Origin of the sequence: Micromonospora maris AB-18-032, from assembly GCF_000204155.1 — a bacterium.
Taxonomy (GTDB): domain Bacteria; phylum Actinomycetota; class Actinomycetes; order Mycobacteriales; family Micromonosporaceae; genus Micromonospora; species Micromonospora gifhornensis.
Genome location: NC_015434.1, coordinates 2564429 through 2588935, shown reverse-complemented (window position 1 = coordinate 2588935; position 24507 = coordinate 2564429). Strand labels below are relative to the sequence as shown.

The window sequence follows — 24507 nt, the reverse complement described above, 5'->3', positions numbered from 1 at the left end:
GGCCCACGCGACGACCCGACGGTCGCGGCCCACCACCGCCACGACCGGAGGAGACCGGCGATGACCACACCGAGCAAGGGGACGGACAGCATTGCCGACCAGCAGAAGCTGCGCGAGTACCTCCGGCGGGTCACCGACGACCTGCTGCGGACCCGCCGGCGCCTGACCGAGGTGGAGTCGGCCGACCGGGAGCCGGTGGCCATCGTCTCGATGGCCTGCCGCTTCCCCGGCGGGGTGGCTTCGCCGGAGGACCTGTGGCAGCTGGTGGCGTCCGGCACCGACGCGATCAGCGGGTTCCCCGATGACCGGGGCTGGCCACTGGACGAGCTGTACGACCCGGACCCGGAGCACCCGGGCACGTCCACCACCCGGCAGGGGGGTTTCCTGCACGACGCCGCCGACTTCGACCCGGAGTTCTTCGGGATCAGCCCCCGTGAGGCGTTGACCATCGACCCGCAGCAGCGGCTGCTGTTGGAGACCGCCTGGGAGGCGGTGGAGCGGGCCGGGATCGCACCGGACTCGCTGCGTGGCAGCCGGACCGGCGTGTTCGCCGGGGTCATGTACGGCGACTACGGTGCCCGCCTGCGCCCGATCCCGGCGGGCTTCGAGGGGTACATGGGCACCGGCAGCGCGGGCAGCGTGGCCACCGGCCGGATCGCGTACACCCTCGGCCTGGAGGGGCCGGCGGTGAGCGTCGACACGGCGTGCTCGTCGTCGCTGGTGGCGCTGCACCTCGCGGCGCAGGCGCTGCGGCGCGGCGAGTGCGACCTGGCGCTGGCCGGCGGCGTGACGGTCATCGCCACGCCGGAGCTGTTCGTGGAGTTCAGCCGCCAGCGGGGGTTGTCGCCGGACGGGCGGTGCAAGGCATTCGCGGCCTCGGCCGACGGCACGGGCTGGGCCGAGGGCGTCGGCCTGGTGCTTGTCGAACGGCTCGCCGACGCCCGCCGCAACGGTCACCCGGTGCTCGCGCTGCTGCGCGGCAGCGCCGTCAACCAGGACGGCCGCAGCAGCCAGCTCTCCGCGCCCAACGGCCCGGCGCAGCGGCGGGTCATCCGGGCGGCGCTGGCCAGTGCCGGCCTGGAGCCCGCCGAGGTCGACCTGGTGGAGGCACACGGCACCGGCACCCGGCTCGGTGACCCGATCGAGGCCCAGGCACTGCTGGCCGAGTACGGGCAGGGGCGCACGGAGCCGCTCTGGCTGGGCTCGCTCAAGTCGAACATCGGGCACACCCAGGCGGCGGCCGGCGTCGGCGGGGTGATCAAGGTGGTGCAGGCCATGCGGCACGGGCTCCTGCCCGCCACCCTGCACGCCGACGAGGCCACCCCGCACGTCGACTGGAGCGTCGGTGACGTCCGTCTGCTCACCGAGGCCCGCGACTGGCCGGCGCGGGAGCGGCCCCGGCGGGCGGCCGTGTCCTCCTTCGGCATCAGCGGCACCAACGCGCACGTGATCCTGGAGGAGGGCGACCCCGACGGGGTCGCCGACGCGCCACCGGACGACGTGCTCGCGCGCAAGCCGGTGCCGGTGGTGCTGTCGGCGCACACCGCGTCGGCTCTCGGGCCGCAGGCGGCCCGGCTCCGCGCGCACCTCGACGCCCACCCCGACCTCACGGTGGCCGACGTCGCGCACTCGCTGGCCACCACCCGTACCCCGCTCGCCGAGCGGGCCGTCCTCGTTGCCGCCGACCTCGACGAGCTGCGCACCGCCCTGGACGCCGTCGCGGACGGCGACGAGCCGCCGGTGCGCGGCACGGCCGGGCACCCCGGCGGGGTCGTGTTCGTCTTCCCCGGCCAGGGCGCCCAGTGGGCGGGCATGGCCCTGGACCTGTACCGCGAGGACGAGGTGTTCCGCGCGGCGCTGGACGACTGCGAGCGGGCCCTGGCCCCGCACGTCGACTGGTCGCTGCGGGCCGTGCTGGCCGACGCCGACGCCCTCGGACGCGTCGACGTCGTCCAGCCCGCCCTGTGGGCGGTGATGGTGTCACTGGCGGCGCTGTGGCAGCACCACGGCGTGACCCCCGACGCGGTCGTCGGCCACTCCCAGGGCGAGATCGCCGCCGCCTGTGTCGCGGGTGCCCTGTCGCTGGAGCAGGCCGCGGCCGTGGTGGCGCTGCGGGCGCGGGCCATCACCGCCGTCGCGGGTCGCGGTGCCATGGCGTCGGTTTCTGTGCCCGCACAGCAGATCACCGAGCGGTGGGGCGACCGGATCACCGTGGCCGTGACGAACTCCGCCGACGCGACGGTCGTCGCCGGTGAACCAGAGGCCGTCGCCGAGGTGGTCGCCGCGTACGACGCCGAGGGAGTCCGGGCCCGGGTCCTGCCGGTGGACTACGCCTCCCACTCGGCGCACGTGGAGCCCGTGCGGGAGCCGATCCTCGACGCGCTGCGCGACCTCACCCCGACCGAGGCCCGGGTCCCGTTCCACTCCACCGTCACCGGTGCGGAGTTCGACACCCGGGGCCTGACCGCCGACTACTGGTACACCAACCTGCGCAGCACCGTCCGGTTCGACCAGGCGGTGACCCGGCTACGCGAACAGGGCCACCGGATCTTCGTCGAGATCAGCCCGCATCCGGTACTGACGCCGGTGCTCGGCGAGGGCGCGTTCGGCACGCTGCGCCGCGACGAGGGCGACCGTCGACGTTTCATCACGTCACTGGGTGCGGTGCATGCCGTGGGCGTACCGGTGGACTGGTCCGCCGCGATCGGCCCGGCGCGCCGTGTGCCCCTGCCGACGTACGCCTTCCAGCGGTCCCGCTACTGGCTGGACGCGCCCGCGCGGACCGGCGACGCATCCGGGGTGGGGGTGGGCCCGACCGACCACCCGCTGCTCGGCGGTGCCGTCGACGTGGCCGGCGACGGCACGCTGGTGCTCACCGGGCGGCTGGTGCCCGGAGCGGACCGGGCCGCCGCCGAGCTGCGGGTCGGCGGCGTACCCGTGCTGTCCGGCACCGCGCTGCTCGACCTCGCCCTACGGGCGGGCGAGCTGGCCGGTCTGGGTGCGGTCGGCGAGTTCAGCGTGGAGACGCCTTTGGTGCTGTCCGCCACCGCCGGTTGGTTGCAGGTCGTGGTGGCGCCGGCCGGCGCCGACGGCGACCGGGAGATCGGCGTGTACGCCCGGCCCGACCACGAGGCGCCCTGGACCCGGCACGGTCACGGTGTGCTCGTCCCGGCCACGGCGCAGGACCTCCCGCCGCACCGGCCGGTGCCGGGCGCACCGCTCGCCCCGGACGAGGCGGTGGAGCGGCTCGCCGCGGCCGGTGTGGAACTGGCCTCGGCGCCCACGGCGGTGTCCGGCGACGCCGACGGGTACGTCGCCGACCTCGCGTCGCCGCCGGAGGGACGCTTCACGCTGCACCCGGCGCTGCTCGACGCCGCCCTGCTGCCCGCCTTCGGCCGGGGCGACGCCCGGCTGCCGAGCCGGTGGCGCGGGGTACGGCTGCCGCAGCCGGACGGCCAGCCGACCCGCGCGTCGGTACGCCGCCGCGACGGCGACTCGTGGGCCGTGTCGCTGACCGACTCCGCCGGTGCGCCGGTGGTCGAGATCGCCGAGGTGGTGCTGGGTCCGGTGCCGGTGGTGTCGGCCGCCGGGCACCACGACCCCCTGTTCACGCTGGAGTGGGCCCCCGTGGCCCGGCCCCGGGGTGCCGCCGCAACCGAGCCGGTGCCGCACGAGCTGCCCGGCGACGCCGGTCCCGCCGCGCTGGCCGTGCTTCGCGGCGGGCTGGCCGAGCCGGACGGGCCGCGCCAGGTGGTGGTGGCCCGCGGGGCGGGCACGGTGACGGGTCTGGTCCGGTGCGCGCAACTGGAGGAGCCCGGGCGGGTCGGCCTCGTCGAGTGGGACGGGCGCGACGCCGACGCGCTGCGCGACGCCGTGGCCGCCGGGCTGCCGCAGGTGGCGGTCCATGGTGCGGAGCTGCGTACGCCCCGGCTCGCGCCGCTCACCGCGCCGGGCCGCCCCGTCGAGTTGGACGGCACGGCCCTGATCGTCGGGGAGGCCGGAGCGCTGCGCGACGCCGTGCTGCGCACGCTGGCGCGCCACGGCGTGGACCGGCTGGTGGTGGTGGACGTGGACGGCACGGCACCAGCCGACGTGGGCGTACCCACCGAGGTGCTCACCGGTGATCCCACCGACCGTGCCGTGCTCGCCGAGGCGGTCCACCGCGCCGCGAACCTGCGCACGGTCGTGCACGCCGTGCAGCCCACGGCCGACGCGCCGCTGGCCGCGCTGAGCCCCGAGGACCTCACGGCCCTGGTCGAGCGGATCGTGGCGCCGGCCCGGCACCTGCACGAGCTGACCGCGCACCTGCCGCTGACCCGGTTCGTGCTGTCCGGCTCGGCGGCGGGTGTGCTGGGCGGCATCGGGCAGGCCGCCGTGGCGGCGGCCACCACCGGGTTGGGCGCGCTCGCGGCCCGCCGTCGCGCCGACGGGCTGCCCGCCCAGGTCGTCGCCTGGGGTCCGTCGGCCGGCACCCGCCGGCTCGGGCTGGTGTCCCTCGACGACGCCCGCCTGGCCGCACTGTTCGCGCAGGTCTTGGCGCACGACGTCGACGTGGTGGCCGCGCCCCTGGTCCGGGCGGGGCTGCGGGGGCAGGCGCGGGCGGGCACGCTGCCCGTGGCGCTGCGGGCCCTCGTGCCGGCGCTGCCCGGCGGTGCCACCGGCCTGGCGGCCCGGCTGGCCGGCGCCTCCCCCGCCGAGGGGCGCCGTCTGCTGCTGGACACCATCCGTACCCATGTCGCCGGGGTGCTGGGCCACGACGACGCCAGCGGCATCGACGAGCGCCGCGCCTTCAAGGACCTCGGGTTCGACTCGCTCACCGCCATCGAGCTGCGCAACCGTCTCAACACCGCGCTGGGGCGGACCCTGCCCGCGACGCTGATCTTCGACCACCCCAGTCCCGGCGCTCTGGCCGAACACCTGCGCGACGACCTGCTCGGCCGTGCCGCCGTGGCCGCTGCCCCGGTGGCGGTCGCCAGCGACGAACCGATCGCCATCGTCGCGATGGGCTGCCGCTATCCGGGCGGCATCGCCGACCCCGAGGCGTTGTGGCAGGCGGTGGTGTCGGAACTCGACGCGGTGGGACCGTTCCCGACCGACCGGGGCTGGCCGGCGGACCTGTACGACCCCGACCCGGAGGCCACCGGCCGCACGTACGCGCGTGAGGGCGGCTTCCTCTACGACGCCGCCGGGTTCGACCCGGAATTCTTCGGCATCAGCCCCCGCGAGGCCACCGGCATGGACCCGCAGCAGCGGCTGCTGCTGCAGACCGGCTGGGAGGTGTTCGAGCGGGCCGGGATCGACCCCACGGCGCTGCGCGGCAGCCGTACCGGGGTCTTCGCGGGGGTCGTCTACACCGACTACGGCTCCCGGGCCGACCCGATCCCCGCCGACCTGGAGGGATACCTCGGCATCGGCAGCGCCGGCAGCATCGCCTCCGGCCGCATCGCCTACACCCTCGGCCTGGAGGGCCCGGCGGTCACCGTGGACACCGCGTGCTCCTCGTCGCTGGTGGCGCTGCACCTGGCCGTGCAGTCGCTGCGCCGCGGCGAGTGCGACCTGGCCCTGGCGGGCGGTGCGACGGTGCTGTCCAACCCGGACATCTTCGTCGGCTTCTCGCGCCAGCGGGGCCTGTCCCCGGACAGCCGTTGCAAGGCGTTCGCCGCCGCCGCCGACGGCACCGCCTTCGCCGAGGGTGTCGGCCTGCTGCTGGTGCAGCGGCTCGCCGACGCGCGGCGCGATGGTCGGCCGGTGCTGGCCGTCATCCGGGGCACCGCCATCAACCAGGACGGCGCGTCCAACGGGCTCACCGCACCCAACGGGCCGTCGCAGCAGCGGGTCATCCTGGGTGCGCTGGCCGACGCGGGGCTGCGCCCGTCCGACGTCGACGTGGTGGAGGCGCACGGCACCGGCACCACCCTGGGCGACCCGATCGAGGCGCAGGCGATCATCGCCACCTACGGGCAGGGCCGCGACGAGCCGCTGCTGCTCGGCTCGCTGAAGTCGAACATCGGCCACACCCAGGCCGCAGCCGGTGTCGGCGGCGTGATCAAGATGGTCGCCGCCATGCGACACGGGCTGGTGCCCCGGACCCTGCACGTCGACGAGCCGACCCCGCACGTGGACTGGTCGGCGGGTGCGGTCCGGCTGGTCACCGAGGCGCGGCCCTGGCCGGAGTCGAACCGGCCGCGCCGCGCCGGGGTGTCCTCGTTCGGCATGAGCGGCACGAACGCCCACGTCGTCGTCGAGCAGGGCGACCCGCTCGAGGTGCCGCCGGTGCGCGCCGGCCGCCTCGTACCGGTGCCGGTGTCCGCCGCCAACCCGGCGGCGCTGCGCCGACAGGCCGCCCGTCTGCTCCCCGCCGTGGCCGACCGGCATCCCGCCGACGTGGCCCGTACCCTCGCGGCCCGCACCTCCCTCGCCACCCGGGCCGTCGTGCTCGCGGACGACGCCGACGAGCTGGCCGAGGGCCTACGGGCGCTGGACGACGCGACGTTCACCGGTCCGGTGGGCGACGCCGACGAGCCGGGCAAGGTGGTCTTCGTCTTCCCCGGGCAGGGCGGGCAGTGGACCGGCATGGCTCTGGACCTGTACCGCGACGAGCCCACCTTCCGCGAGTCCCTGGACGCCTGCGCCGCCGCGCTGGCACCGCACGTGGACTGGGCGTTGCTCGACGTGCTCGCCGACGAGGAGGCCCTGCGGCGGGTGGACGTCGTGCAGCCCGCGCTCTGGGCGGTGATGGTGTCGGTGGCCCGGCTCTGGCAGCACCACGGCGTCACGCCCGACGCGGTGGTCGGCCACTCCCAGGGTGAGATCGCCGCCGCCCACGTGGCCGGCGCGCTCAGCCTGGCCGACGCCGCCGCCGTGGTGGCGCTGCGGGCCAGGGCGATCACGGCGATCGCCGGGACCGGCGGCATGGCCTCGGTCGCACTCGGTGTCGGAGAGGTCACCCGGCGCTGGGGCCACACGGTGGCCGTCGCCGCGACCAACGGTCCGGACACCGCGGTGATCGCCGGCGACCCGGGCGTGCTGGACCACATCGCCGCCACGTGTGCCGCCGAGGAGGTCCGGGTGAAGATCCTGCCGGTCGACTACGCCTCACACTCCGCGCACGTGGAGGCACTGCGTGAGGAACTGCTGGCTGCGTTGGAGACCGTGCAACCCCGGGCCGCCGAGATCGCGTTCTGTTCCACGGTCACCGCCGAGGCGCTGGACACCACCACGCTCACGGCCGACTACTGGTACACGAACCTGCGCAGCACCGTGCGCTACGACGAGACGGTCCGCCGGCTGCACGCCGAGGGGCACCGCACCTTTCTGGAGATGAGCCCTCACCCGGTGCTGACCACCGTCACCGAGCAGGTCACCGGGGCGGTCGCGCTGGGCACGCTGCGCCGGGACGAGGGCGACCGCCGCCGCTTCCTCACCGCGCTGGCCGAGGCGTACGTGACCGGCGTGGCGGTGGACTGGCGTCCGGCCGTGGGCGCCGACGCACGGCTGGTGGACCTGCCCACGTATGCGTTCGCCAGCGACCGCTACTGGCTCGACGCGACGACGCGGCCGGTCGACGCCACCGGGCTCGGGCTGGCTGCCACCGCGCACCCACTGCTCGGCGCGGCCGTCGACCTGGCCGACGACGAGGGCGTGCTGCTCACCGGCCGACTGTCGCTCGACAGCCACCCGTGGCTGGCCGACCACACGGTGGCGGGCGTGCCGTTGCTGCCGGGCGCGGCGTTCGTCGAGCTGTGCGCCCAGGCCGCGGAGGCCGCCGGCGCTGCCGGGGTGGCGGAGCTGACCCTGGAGACGCCCTGCGTGCTGCCCGAGCGCGGGGGCGTGGACGTGCAGGTCCAGGTCCGCGACGGCGGGCTGCGCGTGTACTCGCGCAGCGTCGGCGACGCCTGGGTACGCAACGCCTCCGGCGTCCTGCTTCCCACCGAGCCGCCCGCGCCGGCCGGTTGGGGCGCCTGGCCGCCACCCGGGGCGCAGGCCGTCGACGTCGAGGGCCTGTACCCGCAGCTGGCCGCGTCCGGCTACGGGTACGGCCCGGCCTTCCGGGGGCTGCGGGCCGCCTGGCGGCGCGGCGAGGAGGTCTTCGCCGAGGTCCGGCTGCCCGAGGGCCTCGAACCGGAGGGGTACGGTCTGCACCCGGCGCTGCTCGACGCGGCCCTGCACGCGCTGGCGTTCGGGGACTTCCTCGGCGCGGGTGTCCGCCTGCCGTTCGCCTTCACCGGCGTACGGGTGTTCGCCACCGGCGCCGACATCCTGCGCGTACGGCTCAGCCCGCGGGGCGAGGACACCGTGGCGGTGGCGCTGGCGGACTCCACCGGGGCACCGGTCGCCGAGATCGAGTCGCTGGTGCTGCGCGCGGCACCGTCCCTGGAGGCCACCGCGCCGCACGCCCCCGACGTGCTGGTCCTCGACTGGACCCCACTGGCCCTGCCGGACACCCCGGTGACCGAACCGGACCTGCTGGTGGTGGCACCGTCGGATGCGCACGACCCGGTGGCGGCCACCGGCCGGCTGGTGACGTCCACGATCGCCGAACTCGCCGGCCGGCTGGCCGACGACCGGGGCGCGGTCGTCGTGACCCGCGACGCGGTGGCCGTGCGCCCCGGCGATCCTGCCGCCGACCTGGCGCACGCCGCCCTGTGGGGCCTGCTGCGCAGCGCGCAGACGGAGAACCCGGACCGGTTCACGCTCGTCGACACCGACGGGCGGCCCGAGTCGGCAGCCGTGGTGGCGGCGGCCGTGGCGACCGGAGAGCCGCAGATCGCCGTCCGCGAGGGACGCGGGTACGTGCCGCGCCTGGCCCGCGCCGCCGCCAACCGGGGCCTCGTCCCGCCGCCGGGCGCCTGGCGGCTGGAGGCGGCCGGCACCACTGTGGACGAGCTGCGCCTGACGGAGGTGACCGAAGCGCCGCTGCCGGCCGGGCACGTCCGGGTCGCGGTACGCGCCTGCGGGCTGAACTTCCGCGACGTGCTGGCCACCCTGGGCGTCGTACCCCGCGACGCCCCGCTGGGCGCGGAGGGTGCGGGCGTGGTGGTCGAGGTCGGCGTCGGTGTCACCGGCTTCGCCCCCGGTGACCGGGTGTACGGCTTCCTCCAGGGCGCCATCGGCCCGCGCGCCGTCGTGGACGCGCGGCTGCTCGCCCACCTGCCCGCCGGATGGTCCTTCGCGCAGGCGGCCACAGCGCCGGCGGTCTGCACCACCGCCTACTACGCGCTGGTCACCCTGGCGGACCTGCGCCCCGGGGAGCGGGTGCTGATCCACTCCGCCGCCGGCGGGGTCGGTCTGGCCGCCGGGCACCTCGCCCGGCACCTGGGCGCCGAGGTGTTCGGCACGGCGAGCCCGGCCAAGTGGGCGGCGCTGGACCTGGACGAGGCGCACCTGGCGTCGTCGCGGAACACCGACTTCGCCGACCGGTTCGGCCCGGTCGACGTGGTGCTCAACTCGCTGACCGGGGAGTTCATCGACGCGTCCCTGCGCCTGCTGGGTCCGGGCGGTCGGTTCGTGGAGATGGGTGTGGCGGACCTGCGGTCGTCCGAGCAGATGCCCACCGGCGTCGACTACCACGCGTTCGAGCTGCTCGACCTGGCCCCCGCGCGGGTGGGCGAGCTGTTCGCCGAGGTGGTCCGGCTGATCGACCAGGGGGTCTTTCCGCCGCTGCCGGTCACCGCCTGGGACGTCCGGCGGGCGCCGGAGGCGCTGCGCTACTTCAGCCAGGCCCGGCAGATCGGCAAGATCGCCCTGACCGCCCCGGTCCCGCTCGACCCGAACGGCACGGTCCTGGTCACCGGCGGCACGGGCAGCCTCGGCGGCCTCGTCGCCCGGCACCTGGCGCGCGCCCACGGGGTACGTCACCTGCTGCTGGTCAGCCGGTCCGGTCCGGCCGCGCCCGGCGCGACGGAGCTGGTCGGTGAGTTGACCTCCCTGGACGTACGGGTGGACGTGGTGGCGGCCGACCTGGCCGACCGGGCGGCGGTCGCCGGGGTGTTGGCGGCGGTGCCGCCGGAGCACCCGCTCACCGCCGTCGTGCACACTGCCGGTGTCCTGGACGACGGCGTCCTGGAGTCGTTGACCCCGCAGAAGATCGCCCGGGTGCTCGCACCGAAGGTAGACGCCGCGTGGCACCTGCACGAGCTGACCCGGGACCTGGACCTGTCGGCGTTCCTGCTGTTCTCCTCGGCGTCGGGTCTGCTGGGCGGTGCGGGGCAGGCCAACTACGCGGCGGCCAATGCGTTCCTGGACGCGCTGGCCACGGCGCGGCGCCGCGCCGGCCTGCCCGCCGTGTCGCTGGCCTGGGGCATGTGGGCGCGGGCCACCGGCCTGACCGCCCACCTGGGCGGCACGGACCTGGGCCGCATCGAACGCGGCGGCCTGCTGCCGATGACCGACGAGCAGGGCCTGGCTTTGTTCGACGCCACCTGGACGGCCGACCGTCCGGTGCTGGTGCCGGCGCCGCTGCGCCTGGACCGGGGCCGCACCGGATCCGGTGTGGTGCCGGCCGTGCTGCGCGCGCTGGTGCGGCCGGTGCGCCGGGTGGCCCGCTCGGCGGGGACGGCGTCGCCGGACTCGCTGCGCGAGCGGCTGCTGCCGCTGTCCCCGACGGAGCGCACGGCCCTGCTGGTGGACCTGGTCCGTACACAGGTCGCGGCGGTCCTGGGCCACACCGACACCGACGCCGTGGTGGTGGACCGGGCGTTCAAGGACAGCGGTTTCGACTCGTTGACGGCGGTGGAGCTGCGCAACCGGGTGTCCCGCGCCACCGGGCTGCGGCTGCCACCCACCGTGGTGTTCGACCGCCCCACGCCGGCGGAGTTGGCCGCGCACCTTCTCGACCAGCTCGTGCCGCCTGCCGACGGGCCGGCCGGCGCGGCGACGCCCGCCCGCAAGACCCGAAAGCAACTCGACTCGGCCACGGTCGAGGAGATCTTCGACTTGATCGACTCCCAGCTCGGCCGGGGGTCTCGCAGCGACTATCAGGAGGTCGACGCCGGGTGAGCGAGACACGCGAGGAGAAGCTCGTCGAGTACCTGAAGTGGGTCACCGGTGAGCTGCAGGAGACCAAGGCCCAACTCGCCAGGGCGAGGGCGGAACGCGAACCGATCGCGATCGTCTCGGCCGCCTGCCGGCTGCCCGGCGACGTCCACTCCCCCGAGGACCTGTGGCGCGTCGTGGTCGACGGTGTCGACGCCATCGGCGACGTCCCCACCGACCGGGGTTGGGCGGTGCATGAGGTGTACGCCGACGCGCCCGCGCACCGCCCGCTGGGCGGGTTCCTGTCCGACGCGGCCGGCTTCGACGCCGCGTTCTTCGGTATCGGCCCGCACGAGGCCACCGCCATGGACCCGCAGCACCGGCTGCTGCTGGAGTCGTCGTGGGAGGCGGTGGAGCGCGCCGGCATCGACCCGACCACCCTGCGCGGCAGCGCCACCGGGGTGTACGCGGGCCTGGTGTCGCAGAACTACGCCGCGTACGGCACCCCACCGGAGCTCAACGGCCACCTCATGACCGGCACGGCCACCAGCGTGGCGTCCGGCCGGATCGCCTATCTGCTGGGGCTGCGCGGCCCGGCGGTCACCCTGGACACCGCCTGCTCGTCGTCGCTGGTGGCCCTGCACCTGGCGGCGCAGGCGCTGCGCCGGGGCGAGTGCGATCTCGCGCTGGCCGGCGGGGCCACGGTCATGGCCACCCCGGCGTTGCTGGCGGAGTTCGTCACCCAGGGCGGGCTCTCGCCCGACGCCCGGTGCAAGGCGTTCGCGGCGGCGGCCGACGGAACGGGTTTCGCCGAGGGGGTCGGGGTGCTCGTGCTGGAACGCCTGGCCGACGCCCGGCGCCACCACCGGCGCGTGCTCGCGGTGCTGCGCGGCTCGGCGGTGAACCAGGACGGCGCGTCCAACGGGCTGACCGCGCCGAGCGGCCCCGCGCAGGAGGAGGTGATCCGCGCCGCGCTGGCCGACGCGGGCCTGCGACCGTCCGACGTGGACCATGTGGAGGCGCACGGCACCGGCACCCGGTTGGGCGACCCCATCGAGGCGGCGGCCCTGCTCGCCACCTACGGTCAGGACCGCGCCGAGCCGCTGTGGCTGGGTTCGGTGAAGTCCAACATCGGGCACACCCAGACCGCCGCCGGTGTGGCCGGGGTGATCAAGGTGATCGAAGCCCTGCGCCACGAGCGCCTGCCGCGCACCCTGCACGTCGACGAGCCCACTCCGCACGTCGACTGGGCGGCGGGGAAGGTACGGCTGCTCACCGAGGAGCAGCCGTGGCCGCGCGGGAAACGCCGCCGGGTGGCGGGGGTGTCGTCGTTCGGCATCAGCGGCACCAACGCCCACGTGCTCATCGAGGAGGGCGACCCGGAGCCGCCGCCCACGCCGCCCACGCCCTCCGCCCACCCGGTCGCCTGGCTGCTCGGCGCCAAGACCGACAGCGCGCTGCGCGCGCAGGCCGCGCGCCTACGCCAACGGTTCGCCGTCGCGTCGCACGACCCGCTGGACGTGGCGGTCGCGCTGGCCACCACCCGCACCGCGTTCGACCGGCGGGCGGCCGTGGTGGCGGCCGACCACGACGGCCTGCTGCGCGGTCTCGACGCGCTGGCCGCCGGGGAGACGACACCGGGACGGGCGGTACGGGGACCCACCGCCTTCCTCTTCTCCGGGCAGGGCAGCCAGCGCGTCGGCATGGGTACCGAGCTGCGGCGGGTCTTCCCTGCCTTCCGCGACGCCTGGCGGGAGGTCGCCGACGAGGTCGACCGGCACCTGGACCAGCCCCTGGACCGCGTGCTGGCCGACGAGGACCTGCTGCTGCGCACCGAGTACGCCCAGCCCGCGTTGTTCACCCTGGAGGTGGCCCTGGTCCGCTTGCTGGGCGGCTGGGGTCTGCGGCCGGACCTGCTGCTCGGTCACTCGCTCGGCGAACTGGTCGCGGCGCACGTCGCGGGGGTCCTCGACCTGCCCGACGCCGTCGCGCTGGTCGCGGCGCGGGGTGCGGCCATGCAGGCGGCCCCGGCCGAGGGCGCCATGGTTGCGATCCGGGCCGCCGCCGACGAGGTACGGGCCAGCCTCGCCGGCCGCGAGCACGAGGTGTCCGTCGCGGCGGTGAACGGCCCCCGCTCGACAGTCGTCTCCGGCGATGCCGGTGCGGTGCAGGAGGTCGCGGCCCACTGGGCGGCCACCGGGCACCGGACGTCGCGATTGCGGGTCAGCCACGCCTTCCACAGCCCGCACCTGGACGGGGTGCTGGACGGGTTCCGCGCGGTCGCCGCCGGCGTACGCCACCACCCGCCGAGCATCCCGGTCGTGTCGAACCTGACCGGCACGGTCGTCGAGGCGTTCACCGCCGAGCACTGGGTGCGGCACGTGCGCCAGGAGGTCCGCTTCGCCGCCGGCGTGTCCGCGCTCACCTCGGCGGGCGTACGCCGTTTCGTGGAGGTCGGCCCGGACGCGGTGCTGGCTGCCCTGGCCGGCGAGAACGCCCCTGGGACACCCGTCGTGGCGACCCTGCGCCGCGACGAGTCCGAGGCGTTGACCGTCGTCCGGGCGCTGGCGGCGAGCCACGTCACCGGCGCTCGGGTGGACTGGCGGGCGTTCCACGACGAGCGGACGGCGGCGGTGCCGCTGCCCACGTACCCCTTCGAGCACCGCCGCTACTGGGTGTCCCCGCCGACCGGCCCGGCGCCCACCGCCCCGCCGCCGGTGGCCGACGAGCCGCCGCGGGAGTCGACGCCACACGAGGAGCGGTTGCTCGACCTGGTCCGCACGCACGCGGCGGCGGTGCTGGGCCACGACACGCCGGAATCGGTGGGCCCGGACGACAACTTCGTGGAGATCGGGCTGTCGTCGTTCACCGCGCTGGAGGTGCGCAACCGGCTCTGCGAGGGCACCGGCCTGGAACTGTCGCCGCTGGCGCTGTTCGAACACCCCACCCCTGCCGCGCTGGCGGAGCACCTGCGGGCCGTACGGGCCGCGCGGACGTGAGCCCGCGGCCCGGGACGCGGCCGGGGCGGGCGACCAGCCCCGGCCGGGTCGGCGCGGCCCGCCGGGGCTCAGCCTGGCAGCGGCCCGACCGCCTCGCGCGCGGGCGGGTCGGCCGGGGCGTCGGTCGGTGTGGCGAAGGCCCGCAGGAACGTGTCCACCCCGGCGGTCACCGCGCGTTCCAGGTCGTCCGGGTTGATCGGGCGGGTGCCGAGCGCGGTCATCGCGGGCAGCTCGTCGGTCAGCAGGGCGACGAATTGGCGGGCGGCGCGGATCGGGTCCTCGATCGTCAGGTAGCCGGCGTTGGCCAGCCGTGCAAGCCGGCCCGCGAGCGCCTCGGTGGCCTGGTTCGGCCCGCTGTCGAGCACGACGTCGAACAGGTCGGGAAAGCGCGCGATCTCTGCGTGCAGCAGCCGGCGCAGCGCCGAGGACTGCTCGTCGACGAAGCATTCGGCCAGCCGCAGGCCGACGGTGTTGAGGTGGTCGCGCAGCTCCTGAGGGTCGGTGGGGAACGTCTGGAGAGCTGCGAGGGTCTTGGCGTTCGACCGCGCGGCAATCTCGGCGAGGACGTGCCGGAACAGGTTCTCCTTGCCGCCCAGGTGGTTGTAGATGGTCGGCTTCGCCACCCCGGCCTCGGCCGCGATGGTGTCCAGGCTGGCCTGGCCGTAGCCCTCGCGGGCGAACACGCGCAGGGCCGCGGCGATGATCGCCTGCCGCTTGTCCAACCTGCCGCGCGGTGCGTTTCGGGTGTCGCGCTCAGTCATTCGGCCATGTTACCGTGCAGTGCGCCGAACTGAACTGATCAGTTCAATCTATCGAACCGGCCCGACAAAAACCGGAGACGGCCATGACCCAATCCCCATCCGACCGCATCGACGGCCCACTGCTTCGCCTGCTCGGCGTCATGGTCCTCGGCGGGGTGATGTCCTACTTCGACGCCACGATCATCAACGTGAGCGTCGAGACGCTGACCGCTCACTTCGACGCCACACTGGGCACGATCTCGTGGGTCGCCACCGGTTACCTGCTCGCCGTGGCCGTCGCCATCCCGCTCGCCGGGTGGGCGGTGGCCCGCTTCGGCGCGCGCCGCGTGTGGCTGGCCGCGCTGACCCTCTTCCTGGTTGCCTCGGCGCTGTGCGCCCTGGCCTGGGACGTGGGCAGCCTGATCGCCTTCCGCGTGTTCCAGGGCTTCGCCGGCGGCCTGCTCGAACCCATCATGCTCACCGTGGTCGCCACGGCGGCCGGCCCGAGCCGGATGGGCCGCGCGATGGGCCTGATCTCCATCCCGATCACCCTGGGACCGGTGCTCGGCCCGATCATCGGCGGTCTGATCCTGCAGAACCTGACCTGGCAGTGGATCTTCCTGGTCAACGTGCCGATCGCGCTGCTGGCCATCGCCCTGGCGCTGCTGATCATGCGCGACGACCGGCCCGAGCCGGGCGCCGCGCCGCCGCTGGACCTGATCGGTGTCGCCCTGCTCTCCCCCGGCTTCGCCGCCCTGATCTACGCGCTGTCGCAGGCCGGCACGGCCGGGTTCGGCGCCACCCGGGTCATCGTCGGGCTCGCCGTGGGGGTGGTGCTGGTCGCCGCGTACGTGGCGCACGCGCTGCGTTCCGCACAGCCGCTCATCGACCTGCGCCTGTTCCGCAGCAGCGGCTTCACCTCCAGCGTGCTCACCATGTTCCTACTCGGCGGCATGCTGTTCTCGCTGTTGTTCCTGCTGCCGCTGTTCTACCAGCAGGTGCGCGGGCAGGGCGTGCTCGCCGCCGGACTGCTGCTCGTACCGCTCGGGCTGGGCACGATGGTCGGCATGCCGGTGGCCGGCAAGCTCGCCGACACCTTCGGCCCCCGCCGGCTGGTACCGACCGGCGCCCTGCTGATCGCGCTCAGCGCCCTCGTCTACACCCAGGCCGGACCGGACACCTCGCAGGTCCTGCTCACCGCCGCCCAACTCGTGACCGGCTTCGGCCTCGGCCTCGTCGGCGCACCGACGATGGGCTCCGTCTACCGCACCGTCGCGCCCGAGGCGGTGGGCGGCGCGACCGGCACCCTGTTCATCCTCAACCAGATCGGCGCGTCGTTGGGCGTGGCGGTGGTCGCGCTCATCGTGCAGAGCGGCCTCACCGACGGCCGGACGCCCGCCGACTCCTTCGACCAAGCCTTCTGGTGGACCGTCGCCGGTGGCGTGATCGTCGCACTGGCCAGCAGGTTCCTGCCCGGACGCCCGCAGCCCGTCACCCCCACACCGGCCGATGCGGAGACCGCCGCGGCCTGACGACCCCCAAACCCGGGGCCGGTCGGCGCCCCCGAGTCGACCGGCCCCGTACCCACCCAGAGAGGCCCCGATGACCGACACACCGCCCGTATCCGTCCTCGACGTCGTTCCGGTCTGGAGCGGCTCCACGGCGACGCGCGCCCTGCGCGACTCCGTGCAGCTCGCCGTCGAGGTCGAGCGGCTCGGTTACACCCGCTACTGGGTGGCCGAGCACCACAACACCCCGTGCCTGGCCACCGCCACGCCTCCCGTCCTGGTCGGCGCCCTGCTGGCGGCCACCTCGACGCTGCGGGTGGGCTCCGGCGGGGTCCTGCTGCCCAACCACCCCCCGCTGGTGGTCGCCGAGCAGTTCGGCACCCTCGCCGCGCTGTACCCGGGCCGCGTCGACCTCGGGGTCGGTCGCGCCCCCGGCACCGACGCCGCCACGGCCCGTGCCCTGCGCCGGGCACCCGACGGCGCCGACCAGTTCCCGACGGAGCTCGCCGAGCTGATCGACCACTTCGGCCCGGCACCGCGTCCCCGGCAGATCACCGCCGTGGCCGCTGCCGAGTCCGAGGTACCGGTCTGGATCCTGGGCTCCAGCCCCGGCAGCGCCCGCCTGGCCGGCTCGCTCGGGCTGCCGTACGCGTTCGCCCACCAGATCAACCCGACCCTCACCGCCACCGCGCTGCAGCTCTACCGGAAGTCGTTCCGCCCCTCGGCACACCTCGCCGATCCGCACGCGATCCTGTCGGCCGTGGTCGTGGTCGGCGAGAACGACGAGCACGCCGAGCGGCTGATCGCGCCGTACCTGCTCGGTCAGATCGGGCACCGCACCGTCGGTCGACTGGACCCCTTTCCGAACGCGGCGCAGGCTCAGCAGCACTCGTACACCGACGCCGAACGGGCCTTCGTCGCCGAGCGGATCACCAGCCAGATAGTGGGCGGCCCCGAAACGGTGCGCGAGCGGGTCCAGCGGTTGCACGCGGAGACCGGCGCGAACGAGCTGATGGCGCTGACCATCCTGCCCGAGCTGGAGGACCGCGTGCGCTCTTACGCCCTGCTGGCCGACGCCGTCCGGGCCAGCATCGCCGTGTAGGCGCGCGACCTGCGGGTTTAGGCCAGCTTTAGGCGCGGCACCCACAGTGGCGGCGCACCACCGGACAGCCCTGAGGAGATTCCCGACGTGCGCACGACAACCCGCTCGACAGCCATTCTGCTGCTCCTGGTCGCCGCCACCGCGGCCTGCGGCACCTCCGCGGCCCAGACCGGCGACGCCCAGCCCACCACGGGCGGCGCCCTGACCTTCGCCACCGCCGTGGAACCGGACTGCCTCGACCCCGCGGTCAGCGCACGGGACGTCACCGGCGTCATCAACCGCAACATCTTCGACTCGCTCGTGCGGCAGGCCCCGGACGGGAGCTTCCACCCCTGGCTGGCCGAGCGGTGGGAGACGGCGCCGGACGGGCGGGCCTACACCTTCCACCTGCGATCGGGAGTACGGTTCCACGACGGCACCACCCTCGACGCCGCGGCGGTGAAGGCCACCCTGGACCACGCCGTCGATCCCGCCACCGAGTCCCGCTTCGCGGCGGGCCTGCTGGCCGCCTACCGCAGCGCCGAGGTCACCGACGCGTCCACCGTCACCGTCCGGCTGAGCCGTCCGGACGCCGCACTGCTCCAGACGCTGAGCACCCCCTACCTGGGCATCCAGTCCCCCCGGTCACTGCGGGAGAACAAGGACGGGCTCTGCGAACAGCCGATCGGTTCCGGGCCGTTCCGCTTCGTCCGGTGGGAGAAGAAGGTCGGCATCGACCTGAGCCGCTACCCCGACTACGCCTGGTCGCCCAGCGGGGCAACCCACCAGGGACCGGCCCGCCTGGACACGCTACGGATCACGTTCGTGGCAGAGGACAGCGTCCGGCTCGGGTCGCTGACCAGCGGTCAGGTGCAGGTCTCCGACGTGCCGGCGAGCAAGGCGCGCACGGTGCAGGGCAGCGCCCACCTGCTCAAGACCGAGGTCCCCGGGGCCCCGTACACCATCTTCCTCAACTCCTCCCGCGACGCGATCCTGGCCGACATCCGGGTCCGCCAGGCCCTGCGTCGGGCGGTGGACCTCGACCAGCTCGTCAAGAGCATCTACTTCGGGCAGAACCAGCGCGCGTGGAGCCCACTGACCCCGGCCACCCCGCTGTACGACGACTCGACCCGGGACGCGTTCACCTTCGACCAGGCCGAGGCGAACCGCCTGCTGGACGAGGCGGGGTGGACCCAGCGCGACAGCGCCGGTTACCGACTCAAGGACGGCCGCCGGCTCACCCTGCGCTGGCCGCACACCGCCGCGATGGAACGCGACCAACGGAACCTGATCGGGCAGGGCCTGCAGTCGCAGGCCAAGCAGGTGGGTATCGAGATCCAGTACACGCTGGTCGACCAGGGCACGATCGGCGACCTGATCGGCAAGCGGGCGCTGGACCTGTTCGACGTCAGCTTCACCCGCTCCGACCCGGACATCTTGCGCTACTTCTTCGGCACGAAGTCGACGCTCGCCGAGGGCGGCGGCAACATCTTCGGCCTCGACATCCCCGAGCTGGACAAGCTGCTCACCGACGGCGTGAGCACCCTCGACCCGGCACAGCGCCAGCGCATCTACAGCGACGCGCAGCGGTACGTGGTCGAGAACGCCGTCTCCCTGCCGGTCTACGTGCCCACCAGCCTGCTCGGGGTGGCCCGCCACGTACACGGCGTCGAATTCGGCGCGAACGCCACCCCGCTGTTCGCCGGTGCCTGGATCGCCGGATGAGTCCTGCCCTCCGGTGGCTGGCGCGCAAGCTGGCCCTGGCCGTCCTGGTCGTCCTCGGGGCCGCGACCGTGGCGTTCGCGGCGCTGCACCTCGCACCGGGCGACCCGGTCCGCGCGGTGATCGGCACGCTGGCCCCGAGCGACGACCTGGTGGCCCAGGTCCGCGCCGACCTCGACCTCGACAAGCCGCTGGCCACCCAGTACGCGCACATGCTGGGTGGCCTCGCGCGCGGCGACCTGGGTGAGTCCTACCAGCTGCGCCGCCCGGTCGTCGAGGTGATCGTGGCGGACCTCGGCTGGACCGTCCAGCTCGCGGTCGCCTCCCTGCTGCTCGCGCTGGTGGTGTCGACGGCACTCGCGGTCGCCACCGCCGGCCGGCGGCCCACCCTGCGCCGGGTCAGCATCCTGCTGGAACTCGTGACCGCCTCCAGCCCGACATTCTGGGTGGGCACCATCCTGCTCGCGGTGCTGTCGTTCCAGCTGCACCTCTTCCCCGCCGCCGGCGCCGGCGGTCTGGAAGGGCTCGTGCTGCCGGCCGTCACGCAGGCGATCGGGTTGGTCGGCATCTTCACCCAGGTGCTGCGGCAGAGCATGGAGCAGGCCCTCGACGAGCCCTTCGCGCTCAGCGCGCGGGCCCGAGGCACCACCGAGACGGCCCTGCGGCTGCGGCACGCCGCGCGGCACGCCCTCATCCCGGTGCTCACCCTGTCCGGTTGGATCCTGGGGGCGCTGCTCAGCGGCGCGGTCGTGGTGGAGACGCTGTTCAGCCGGCCGGGCCTCGGGCGCACGCTGGTCACCGCCATCCTCGGCCGCGACCTGCCGGTGGTGATCGGCGTGGTGGTGGTCGCCGCCGCGCTGTTCACCGTGATCAACCTGGTCGTCGACCTGCTGTACCGCGTCGTCGACCCCCGGCTGCGGGAGTGGGCGGCATGACGACCGTCCTCACCCCGGTCACCGCGCCGGTGGCCCGTGCCCGTCCCGCCCTGGTGCTGGCCTGGGTCGGGCTCGGGTTGCTCGCCCTGGCCGCCGCCTGGCCCGCGCTGCTCGCCACCGCCGCGCCGGACACGGTCGACCCCGCCTCGGCGCTCGCGCCGATCAGCCCGCACCACCCGTTCGGCACCGACCAGCTCGGGCGTGACGTCTACAGCCGGGTGGTGTACGGCACCCGCATGTCGCTGCTCATCGGGCTCGGCGCGACCACGCTGGCCGTGACCGCAGGCGCGCTGCTCGGGGTGCTGGCCGCCGCCGCCGGGCGAGCCGTCGACGAACTGTTCATGCGGATCACCGACATCCTGTTGGCGTTCCCGGGACTGCTGCTGGCGCTGCTGGTGATCGCCGTGCTCGGTCCGGGCGCGGTGAACACCACCATCGCCCTGGCCTGCGCCGCCGTACCCGGCTACGTGCGCCTGGCCCGGGGGCAGGCGCTGGTGGTCCGCCGGTCGGGCTACGTGTCGGCGGCGGTGGTGATGGGCCGGTCCCGGGTCGGGATCTTCTTCGGTCACGTGCTGCCGAACGCGCTGCCGCCGGTGCTCGCCTTCGCGGCGGTGGACGTCGGTACGGCGCTGATGGCCAGCGCCTCGCTGAGCTTCCTCGGCCTGGGCGCGCAGCCACCCGCGCCGGAGTGGGGCTCGATGCTCGCCGAGGGACGGGACTACCTGGACAGCACCTGGGGGCTGACGGTGTTTCCCGGCCTGGTGGTCACCGCCGCGGTGATCGCCTGCTACGTCGTCGGCGCCGACCTGCGCGCCCGGTTCGAGGGACGGGGCACCGGTGGACGATGAGGTCGTGTCCGTCGCCGGGCTGCACGTGACGTACCGCGTCGGCCGCGCCGAGGTGTTCGCCGTGCGCGGGGTGGACTTCCACCTGCGCGCCGGGGAGTGCCTGGCCATCGTGGGCGAATCCGGGTCGGGCAAGAGCACGGTGGCTCGCGCGTTGGTCGGCCTCACCGGACCCGGCGCACGGCTGCGCAGCGACCGGCTCGTGGTGTCCGGCCAGGAACTCAGCAGGCTGGGCGACCGCGAGTGGCGGCGGATACGTGGCGCCCAGGTGGGGCTGGTGTTGCAGGACGCGCTCACCGCGCTGGATCCACTGCGTACCGTCGGCGCCGAGGTCGCCGAGGCGGCGCGCAACCACGGTCTGGTCCGTCGGGGTGAGGTGGCGCGACGGGTCCACCGACTGCTCACCGACGTCCAGGTGCCGCAGCCCGAGCTGCGTGCCCGGCAGTACCCGCAGCAGCTCTCCGGTGGTCTGCGCCAACGCGCGCTGATCGCCGCCGCGATGGCCGCGGATCCGCCGGTGCTGGTGGCCGACGAGCCCACCACCGCGCTGGACGTCACCCTGCAGGCCAAGCTGCTCGACCTGCTGGCGGCACGCAAGGCAGCCGGCACCGCCGTGCTGCTGATCAGTCACGACCTGTCCGTGGTGGCCCGGCTCGCCGACCGGGTCGCGGTGATGCGCGACGGAGAGTTCGTGGAGACCGGCTGCACGACCGACGTGCTGCGCGCGCCGGAGCACCCGTACACCCGGCAGTTGCTCGCGGCCACACCCTCCGCGCACGCCCGCGGCGCCCGACTGGCCGGGCCGCGCAGCACACCGGCGCGAACCCGTACGCCGCGTCCGTCCGGTGTCCTGGCGCGGGTCCGGGAGGTCTCCAAGACGTTCCGCGGGCCGGGCGGGGCACGGCTCGCGGCCGTGTCGGAGGTGTCGTTCTCACTTTCGGCCGGTGAGATCCTCGGCGTGGTCGGCGAGTCGGGCTCGGGCAAGAGCACCCTCGCGCATCTGCTGCTCGGGCTCCTCGAACCGGACACCGGCACCATCGAGCTGTTCGGGCAGCCCTGGTCGGGGGTGCCGGAGGCGCGGCGGCAGCGGGGCCGCGTGCAGTGGGTGCAGCAGGACCCGCTCGGCTCGTTCGACCCGCGCTACCGGGTGGGACGGCTGATCGCCGAGGCGGGGGTCGACCGGGCCCGGGTCCGCGAGCTGCTCGACCAGGTCGGTCTCGACCCGGCCATGGCCGACCGGCACCCGCGCACATTGTCCGGCGGGCAGCGGCAGCGGGTCGCCATCGCCCGCGCGCTCGCCCGCGACCCGGAGGTCATCGTGTGCGACGAACCGGTCTCCGCGCTGGACGTCTCGGTGCAGGCACAGATCCTGGACCTCTTCGCCGACATCCGCGCCGACCTGGGTACCGCGCTGGTGCTGATCAGCCACGACCTCGCGGTGGTGCACCACGTGGCGGACCGGGTCCTGGTGATGCGGGCCGGGACGGTCGTGGAGAGCGGGCCGGTGACCGAGGTCTTCGCCCGGCCGACGCACCCCTACACCGCGCAGCTCATCGCCGCCCTCCCCCGGCCGGGGGACGCCTACGCCGCCTACCCCGAAGGAGTCGCATGATCGAGATCCCGTCTGCGGCGACCGCGTCGCCGCAGTATCCGCAGCGGCGCGCCTGCCCCTATCGTCCGGCAGGGGGTTACGAGCGGCCGGTGACCCGCGTACGGCTGTACGACGGCCGGCCGGCGTGGCTGGTCACCGGCCACGAGACGGCACGGCAGGTGCTGCTGGACGCCGCGACCTTCTCCTCCGACCGGCAGCACCCCGCGTTCCCGGCGCTCGCCGCGCGGTTCGAGGCCGCCCGCGCGGTCCGCAACTTCATCGGGATGGACCCGCCCGAGCACACGGCGCAGCGGCGCATGCTCATCTCCGGTTTCACCGCCAAGCGGGTGGCCACACTCCGGCCGGCCATCACCGAGATCGTGGACTCCCTCCTCGACGAGGTGGTTCGGCGCGGGCCCGGAGTGGACCTCGTTGCGACCTTCACGCTCCCGGTGCCGTCGGTCGTGATCTGCCGCCTACTCGGCGTCCCGTACGCCGACCACGAGTTCTTCGAGCACCAGTCCCGGCGCATCGCGGCGGGCACCTCGACGGCCGCCGAGAGCGCGGACGCCTTCGGCCAACTGAAGCGCTATCTGCTCGGTCTGATCGAAACGAAGGGCAGAGGCGGCGAGGACATGCTCGACGTGCTCGTCGACGAGCAGGTGGCCACCGGCACAGTCACGACCCCTGACCTGGTCGACCTGGCACTGTTGCTGCTCGTGGCGGGGCACGAGACCACGGCCAGCACGTTGGCGCTCGGAGTGGCTCTCCTGCTGGAGCAGGACGGCGGCGCCGTCGCCGCCGACCCGACGCGAGTCGGCGCGGTGGTGGAGGAGATCCTGCGGCACACCGCCGTGGCCGACGGCGTGGCCCGCTTCGCCACCCGCGACACCGAGGTGGCCGGCGTCCGGATCGCCGCCGGCGACGCGGTGGTGGTCGCTCTCTCGGCGGCCAACCGGGACCCGGGCCCGTTCCCCGACCCGGACCGCTTCGACCCTCGTCGTGGCGGTCGCCAGCACGTGACCTTCGGGCACGGCCCCCACCAGTGCATCGGTGCGAACCTGGCCCGCGCCGAGTTGGAGATCGCCCTGTCCCGTCTGTTCACGCGGCTGCCGACGCTGGCGCTCGCGGTGCCCGTCGAGGAGCTGGGCGGCAAGGAGGCGGGGGGTGTGCAGGGTGTCCAACGCCTTCCGGTCACCTGGTGACCCGGTCCACGTCAACATCGACGCGGCACGGTGCGTCGGCGCCGGGCAGTGCGTGCGGACCGACCCGACGGTCTTCGGCCAGTCCGACGAGGGCACCGTCCGGCTGTTGCGCGGCAGCCTCCCCGGCTCCCTGCGGTCCGTGGTGACCGAGGCGGCGGCGCTGTGCCCGGCCCAGGCGATCACCGTGACCGGCACGGCCGATCCGCCCCACTGATCAGCGCATTCCCGGCCGCCCCGTGCCGTCCGGGGGCGCGCTGGTCACCGCGCGGTGCAGCGCCGCCGCGAACCGGTCGACGACCTCGCAGAGCGCGTCGGCGGCAGCCGGCGCGACGACAAGTGTGCCGTCGTCGCCGACGACCAGGTCGGTGTCGAGGGTGAACCAGCCGGGCAGGACGTGCCCCGCGCCCATCGCGGTCAGGACGGGACGCAGCGCGTAGTCGATGGCCAGCACATGGGCCCTGCTGCCACCGGTGGCCAGCGGCAGCACCGTCTTGCCCGCCAGGGCGTACTGCGGCAGCAGGTCGAACAGGCACTTCAACAGGCCGGAGTAGGCGGCCTTGTAGATCGGTGTGCCGATCACCAGCCCGTCGGCCTCCGCGACCAGCGCCGCCACGCCGGTGATCGCCGGGTGGCGTGGGTCGGCGCCGACCAGCACGTGCGCGGGCAGGGTCCGCACGTCCAGCGGGATCACCTCGTGCCCGTCGGCGACCAACTGCCGGTCGAGGTGACGAAGCAGGCCAGCGGTACGCGAGGTCGCCGACGGGCTGCCGGAGACGGAGAGCACGGTGGGCATGCCAGACCTCTCGTGATTGCCGGTTCCTGCGATCCTCGCCCAGCCGGCGTGAGCGCACATCCGAGAAACCACGTACGTCCGCGTGCTTGGTGTCGCTTTACCGGGGTGAGCCAC

12 protein-coding genes and 1 pseudogene are annotated in these 24507 nt (G+C 74.6%); 11 read left to right on the top strand and 2 right to left on the bottom strand.

Going from position 1 to position 24507, the window contains the following annotated elements; translation table 11 throughout:
- Positions 1-90: 90 nt before the first annotated feature.
- The 3 genes and pseudogenes from VAB18032_RS11760 to VAB18032_RS33645 all read left to right on the top strand — a co-directional run bounded on the left by VAB18032_RS11760 (position 91) and on the right by VAB18032_RS33645 (position 13973).
- A complete protein-coding gene (locus VAB18032_RS11760) occupies positions 91-10998 on the top strand; it encodes a type I polyketide synthase (protein ID WP_050814726.1) in 10908 nt (3635 codons plus the stop codon).
- A gap of 14 nt (positions 10999-11012) precedes the next feature.
- Positions 11013-13682 (top strand): annotated as a pseudogene (locus VAB18032_RS11755) (type I polyketide synthase); the annotation flags it as partial.
- Between the two features lie 9 nt (positions 13683-13691).
- Positions 13692-13973 carry an acyl carrier protein gene (locus VAB18032_RS33645; RefSeq protein WP_463014104.1) on the top strand — a complete coding sequence of 94 codons (282 nt, stop codon included), beginning with the start codon at positions 13692-13694 and terminating at the stop codon, positions 13971-13973.
- Positions 13974-14041: 68 nt separating this feature from the next.
- Here VAB18032_RS33645 and VAB18032_RS11750 read toward each other — a convergent pair whose 3' ends face one another.
- Positions 14042-14734: a TetR/AcrR family transcriptional regulator gene (locus VAB18032_RS11750; RefSeq protein ID WP_013733050.1), complete on the bottom strand. Its 693-nt coding sequence runs from the start codon at positions 14732-14734 to the stop codon at positions 14042-14044.
- A gap of 83 nt (positions 14735-14817) precedes the next feature.
- Here VAB18032_RS11750 and VAB18032_RS11745 point away from each other — a divergent pair, with 83 nt between their 5' ends.
- The 8 genes from VAB18032_RS11745 to VAB18032_RS11710 all read left to right on the top strand — a co-directional run bounded on the left by VAB18032_RS11745 (position 14818) and on the right by VAB18032_RS11710 (position 23814).
- Positions 14818-16245 carry a DHA2 family efflux MFS transporter permease subunit gene (locus VAB18032_RS11745; RefSeq protein ID WP_013733049.1) on the top strand — a complete coding sequence of 476 codons (1428 nt, stop codon included), beginning with the start codon at positions 14818-14820 and terminating at the stop codon, positions 16243-16245.
- 70 nt (positions 16246-16315) lie between these two features.
- A complete protein-coding gene (locus VAB18032_RS11740; RefSeq protein ID WP_013733048.1) occupies positions 16316-17323 on the top strand; it encodes an LLM class flavin-dependent oxidoreductase in 1008 nt (335 codons plus the stop codon).
- Between the two features lie 87 nt (positions 17324-17410).
- On the top strand, positions 17411-19027 hold the full coding sequence (locus VAB18032_RS11735; RefSeq protein ID WP_013733047.1) for an ABC transporter substrate-binding protein: 1617 nt from the start codon (positions 17411-17413) through the stop codon (positions 19025-19027).
- Positions 19024-19959 (top strand): ABC transporter permease, encoded by a 936-nt coding sequence (locus tag VAB18032_RS11730; protein ID WP_013733046.1) that lies wholly within the window; start codon positions 19024-19026, stop codon positions 19957-19959. Before VAB18032_RS11735 ends, VAB18032_RS11730 begins: the two co-directional genes overlap by 4 nt.
- Positions 19956-20807 (top strand): ABC transporter permease, encoded by an 852-nt coding sequence (locus tag VAB18032_RS11725; RefSeq protein WP_043723878.1) that lies wholly within the window; start codon positions 19956-19958, stop codon positions 20805-20807. The genes VAB18032_RS11730 and VAB18032_RS11725 overlap by 4 nt, the downstream gene beginning before the upstream one ends.
- On the top strand, positions 20797-22416 hold the full coding sequence (locus tag VAB18032_RS11720) for a dipeptide ABC transporter ATP-binding protein (RefSeq protein WP_013733044.1): 1620 nt from the start codon (positions 20797-20799) through the stop codon (positions 22414-22416). Before VAB18032_RS11725 ends, VAB18032_RS11720 begins: the two co-directional genes overlap by 11 nt.
- Entirely contained in the window at positions 22413-23600 is a 1188-nt protein-coding gene (locus VAB18032_RS11715; RefSeq protein WP_013733043.1) for a cytochrome P450, read from the top strand. The genes VAB18032_RS11720 and VAB18032_RS11715 overlap by 4 nt, the downstream gene beginning before the upstream one ends.
- Positions 23572-23814: a ferredoxin gene (locus VAB18032_RS11710; RefSeq protein WP_013733042.1), complete on the top strand. Its 243-nt coding sequence runs from the start codon at positions 23572-23574 to the stop codon at positions 23812-23814. Before VAB18032_RS11715 ends, VAB18032_RS11710 begins: the two co-directional genes overlap by 29 nt.
- On the opposite strand, the gene ssuE is transcribed toward VAB18032_RS11710, so the two are convergent.
- Entirely contained in the window at positions 23815-24393 is a 579-nt protein-coding gene (ssuE, locus tag VAB18032_RS11705; protein WP_013733041.1) for an NADPH-dependent FMN reductase, read from the bottom strand. It abuts the gene before it with no gap.
- Positions 24394-24507: the final 114 nt, after the last annotated feature.

What these genes read in the sequence shown, in the direction of transcription:
- VAB18032_RS11725 (WP_043723878.1), top strand. Translation starts at nt 19,956, where the DNA reads ATGACGACCGTCCTCACCCCGGTCACCGCGCCGGTGGCCCGTGCCCGT.
- VAB18032_RS11715 (WP_013733043.1), top strand. Translation starts at nt 22,413, where the DNA reads ATGATCGAGATCCCGTCTGCGGCGACCGCGTCGCCGCAGTATCCGCAG.
- ssuE (WP_013733041.1), bottom strand. Translation starts at nt 24,393, where the DNA reads ATGCCCACCGTGCTCTCCGTCTCCGGCAGCCCGTCGGCGACCTCGCGT.
- VAB18032_RS11740 (WP_013733048.1), top strand. Translation starts at nt 16,316, where the DNA reads ATGACCGACACACCGCCCGTATCCGTCCTCGACGTCGTTCCGGTCTGG.
- VAB18032_RS11730 (WP_013733046.1), top strand. Translation starts at nt 19,024, where the DNA reads ATGAGTCCTGCCCTCCGGTGGCTGGCGCGCAAGCTGGCCCTGGCCGTC.
- VAB18032_RS11750 (WP_013733050.1), bottom strand. Translation starts at nt 14,734, where the DNA reads ATGACTGAGCGCGACACCCGAAACGCACCGCGCGGCAGGTTGGACAAG.
- VAB18032_RS11745 (WP_013733049.1), top strand. Translation starts at nt 14,818, where the DNA reads ATGACCCAATCCCCATCCGACCGCATCGACGGCCCACTGCTTCGCCTG.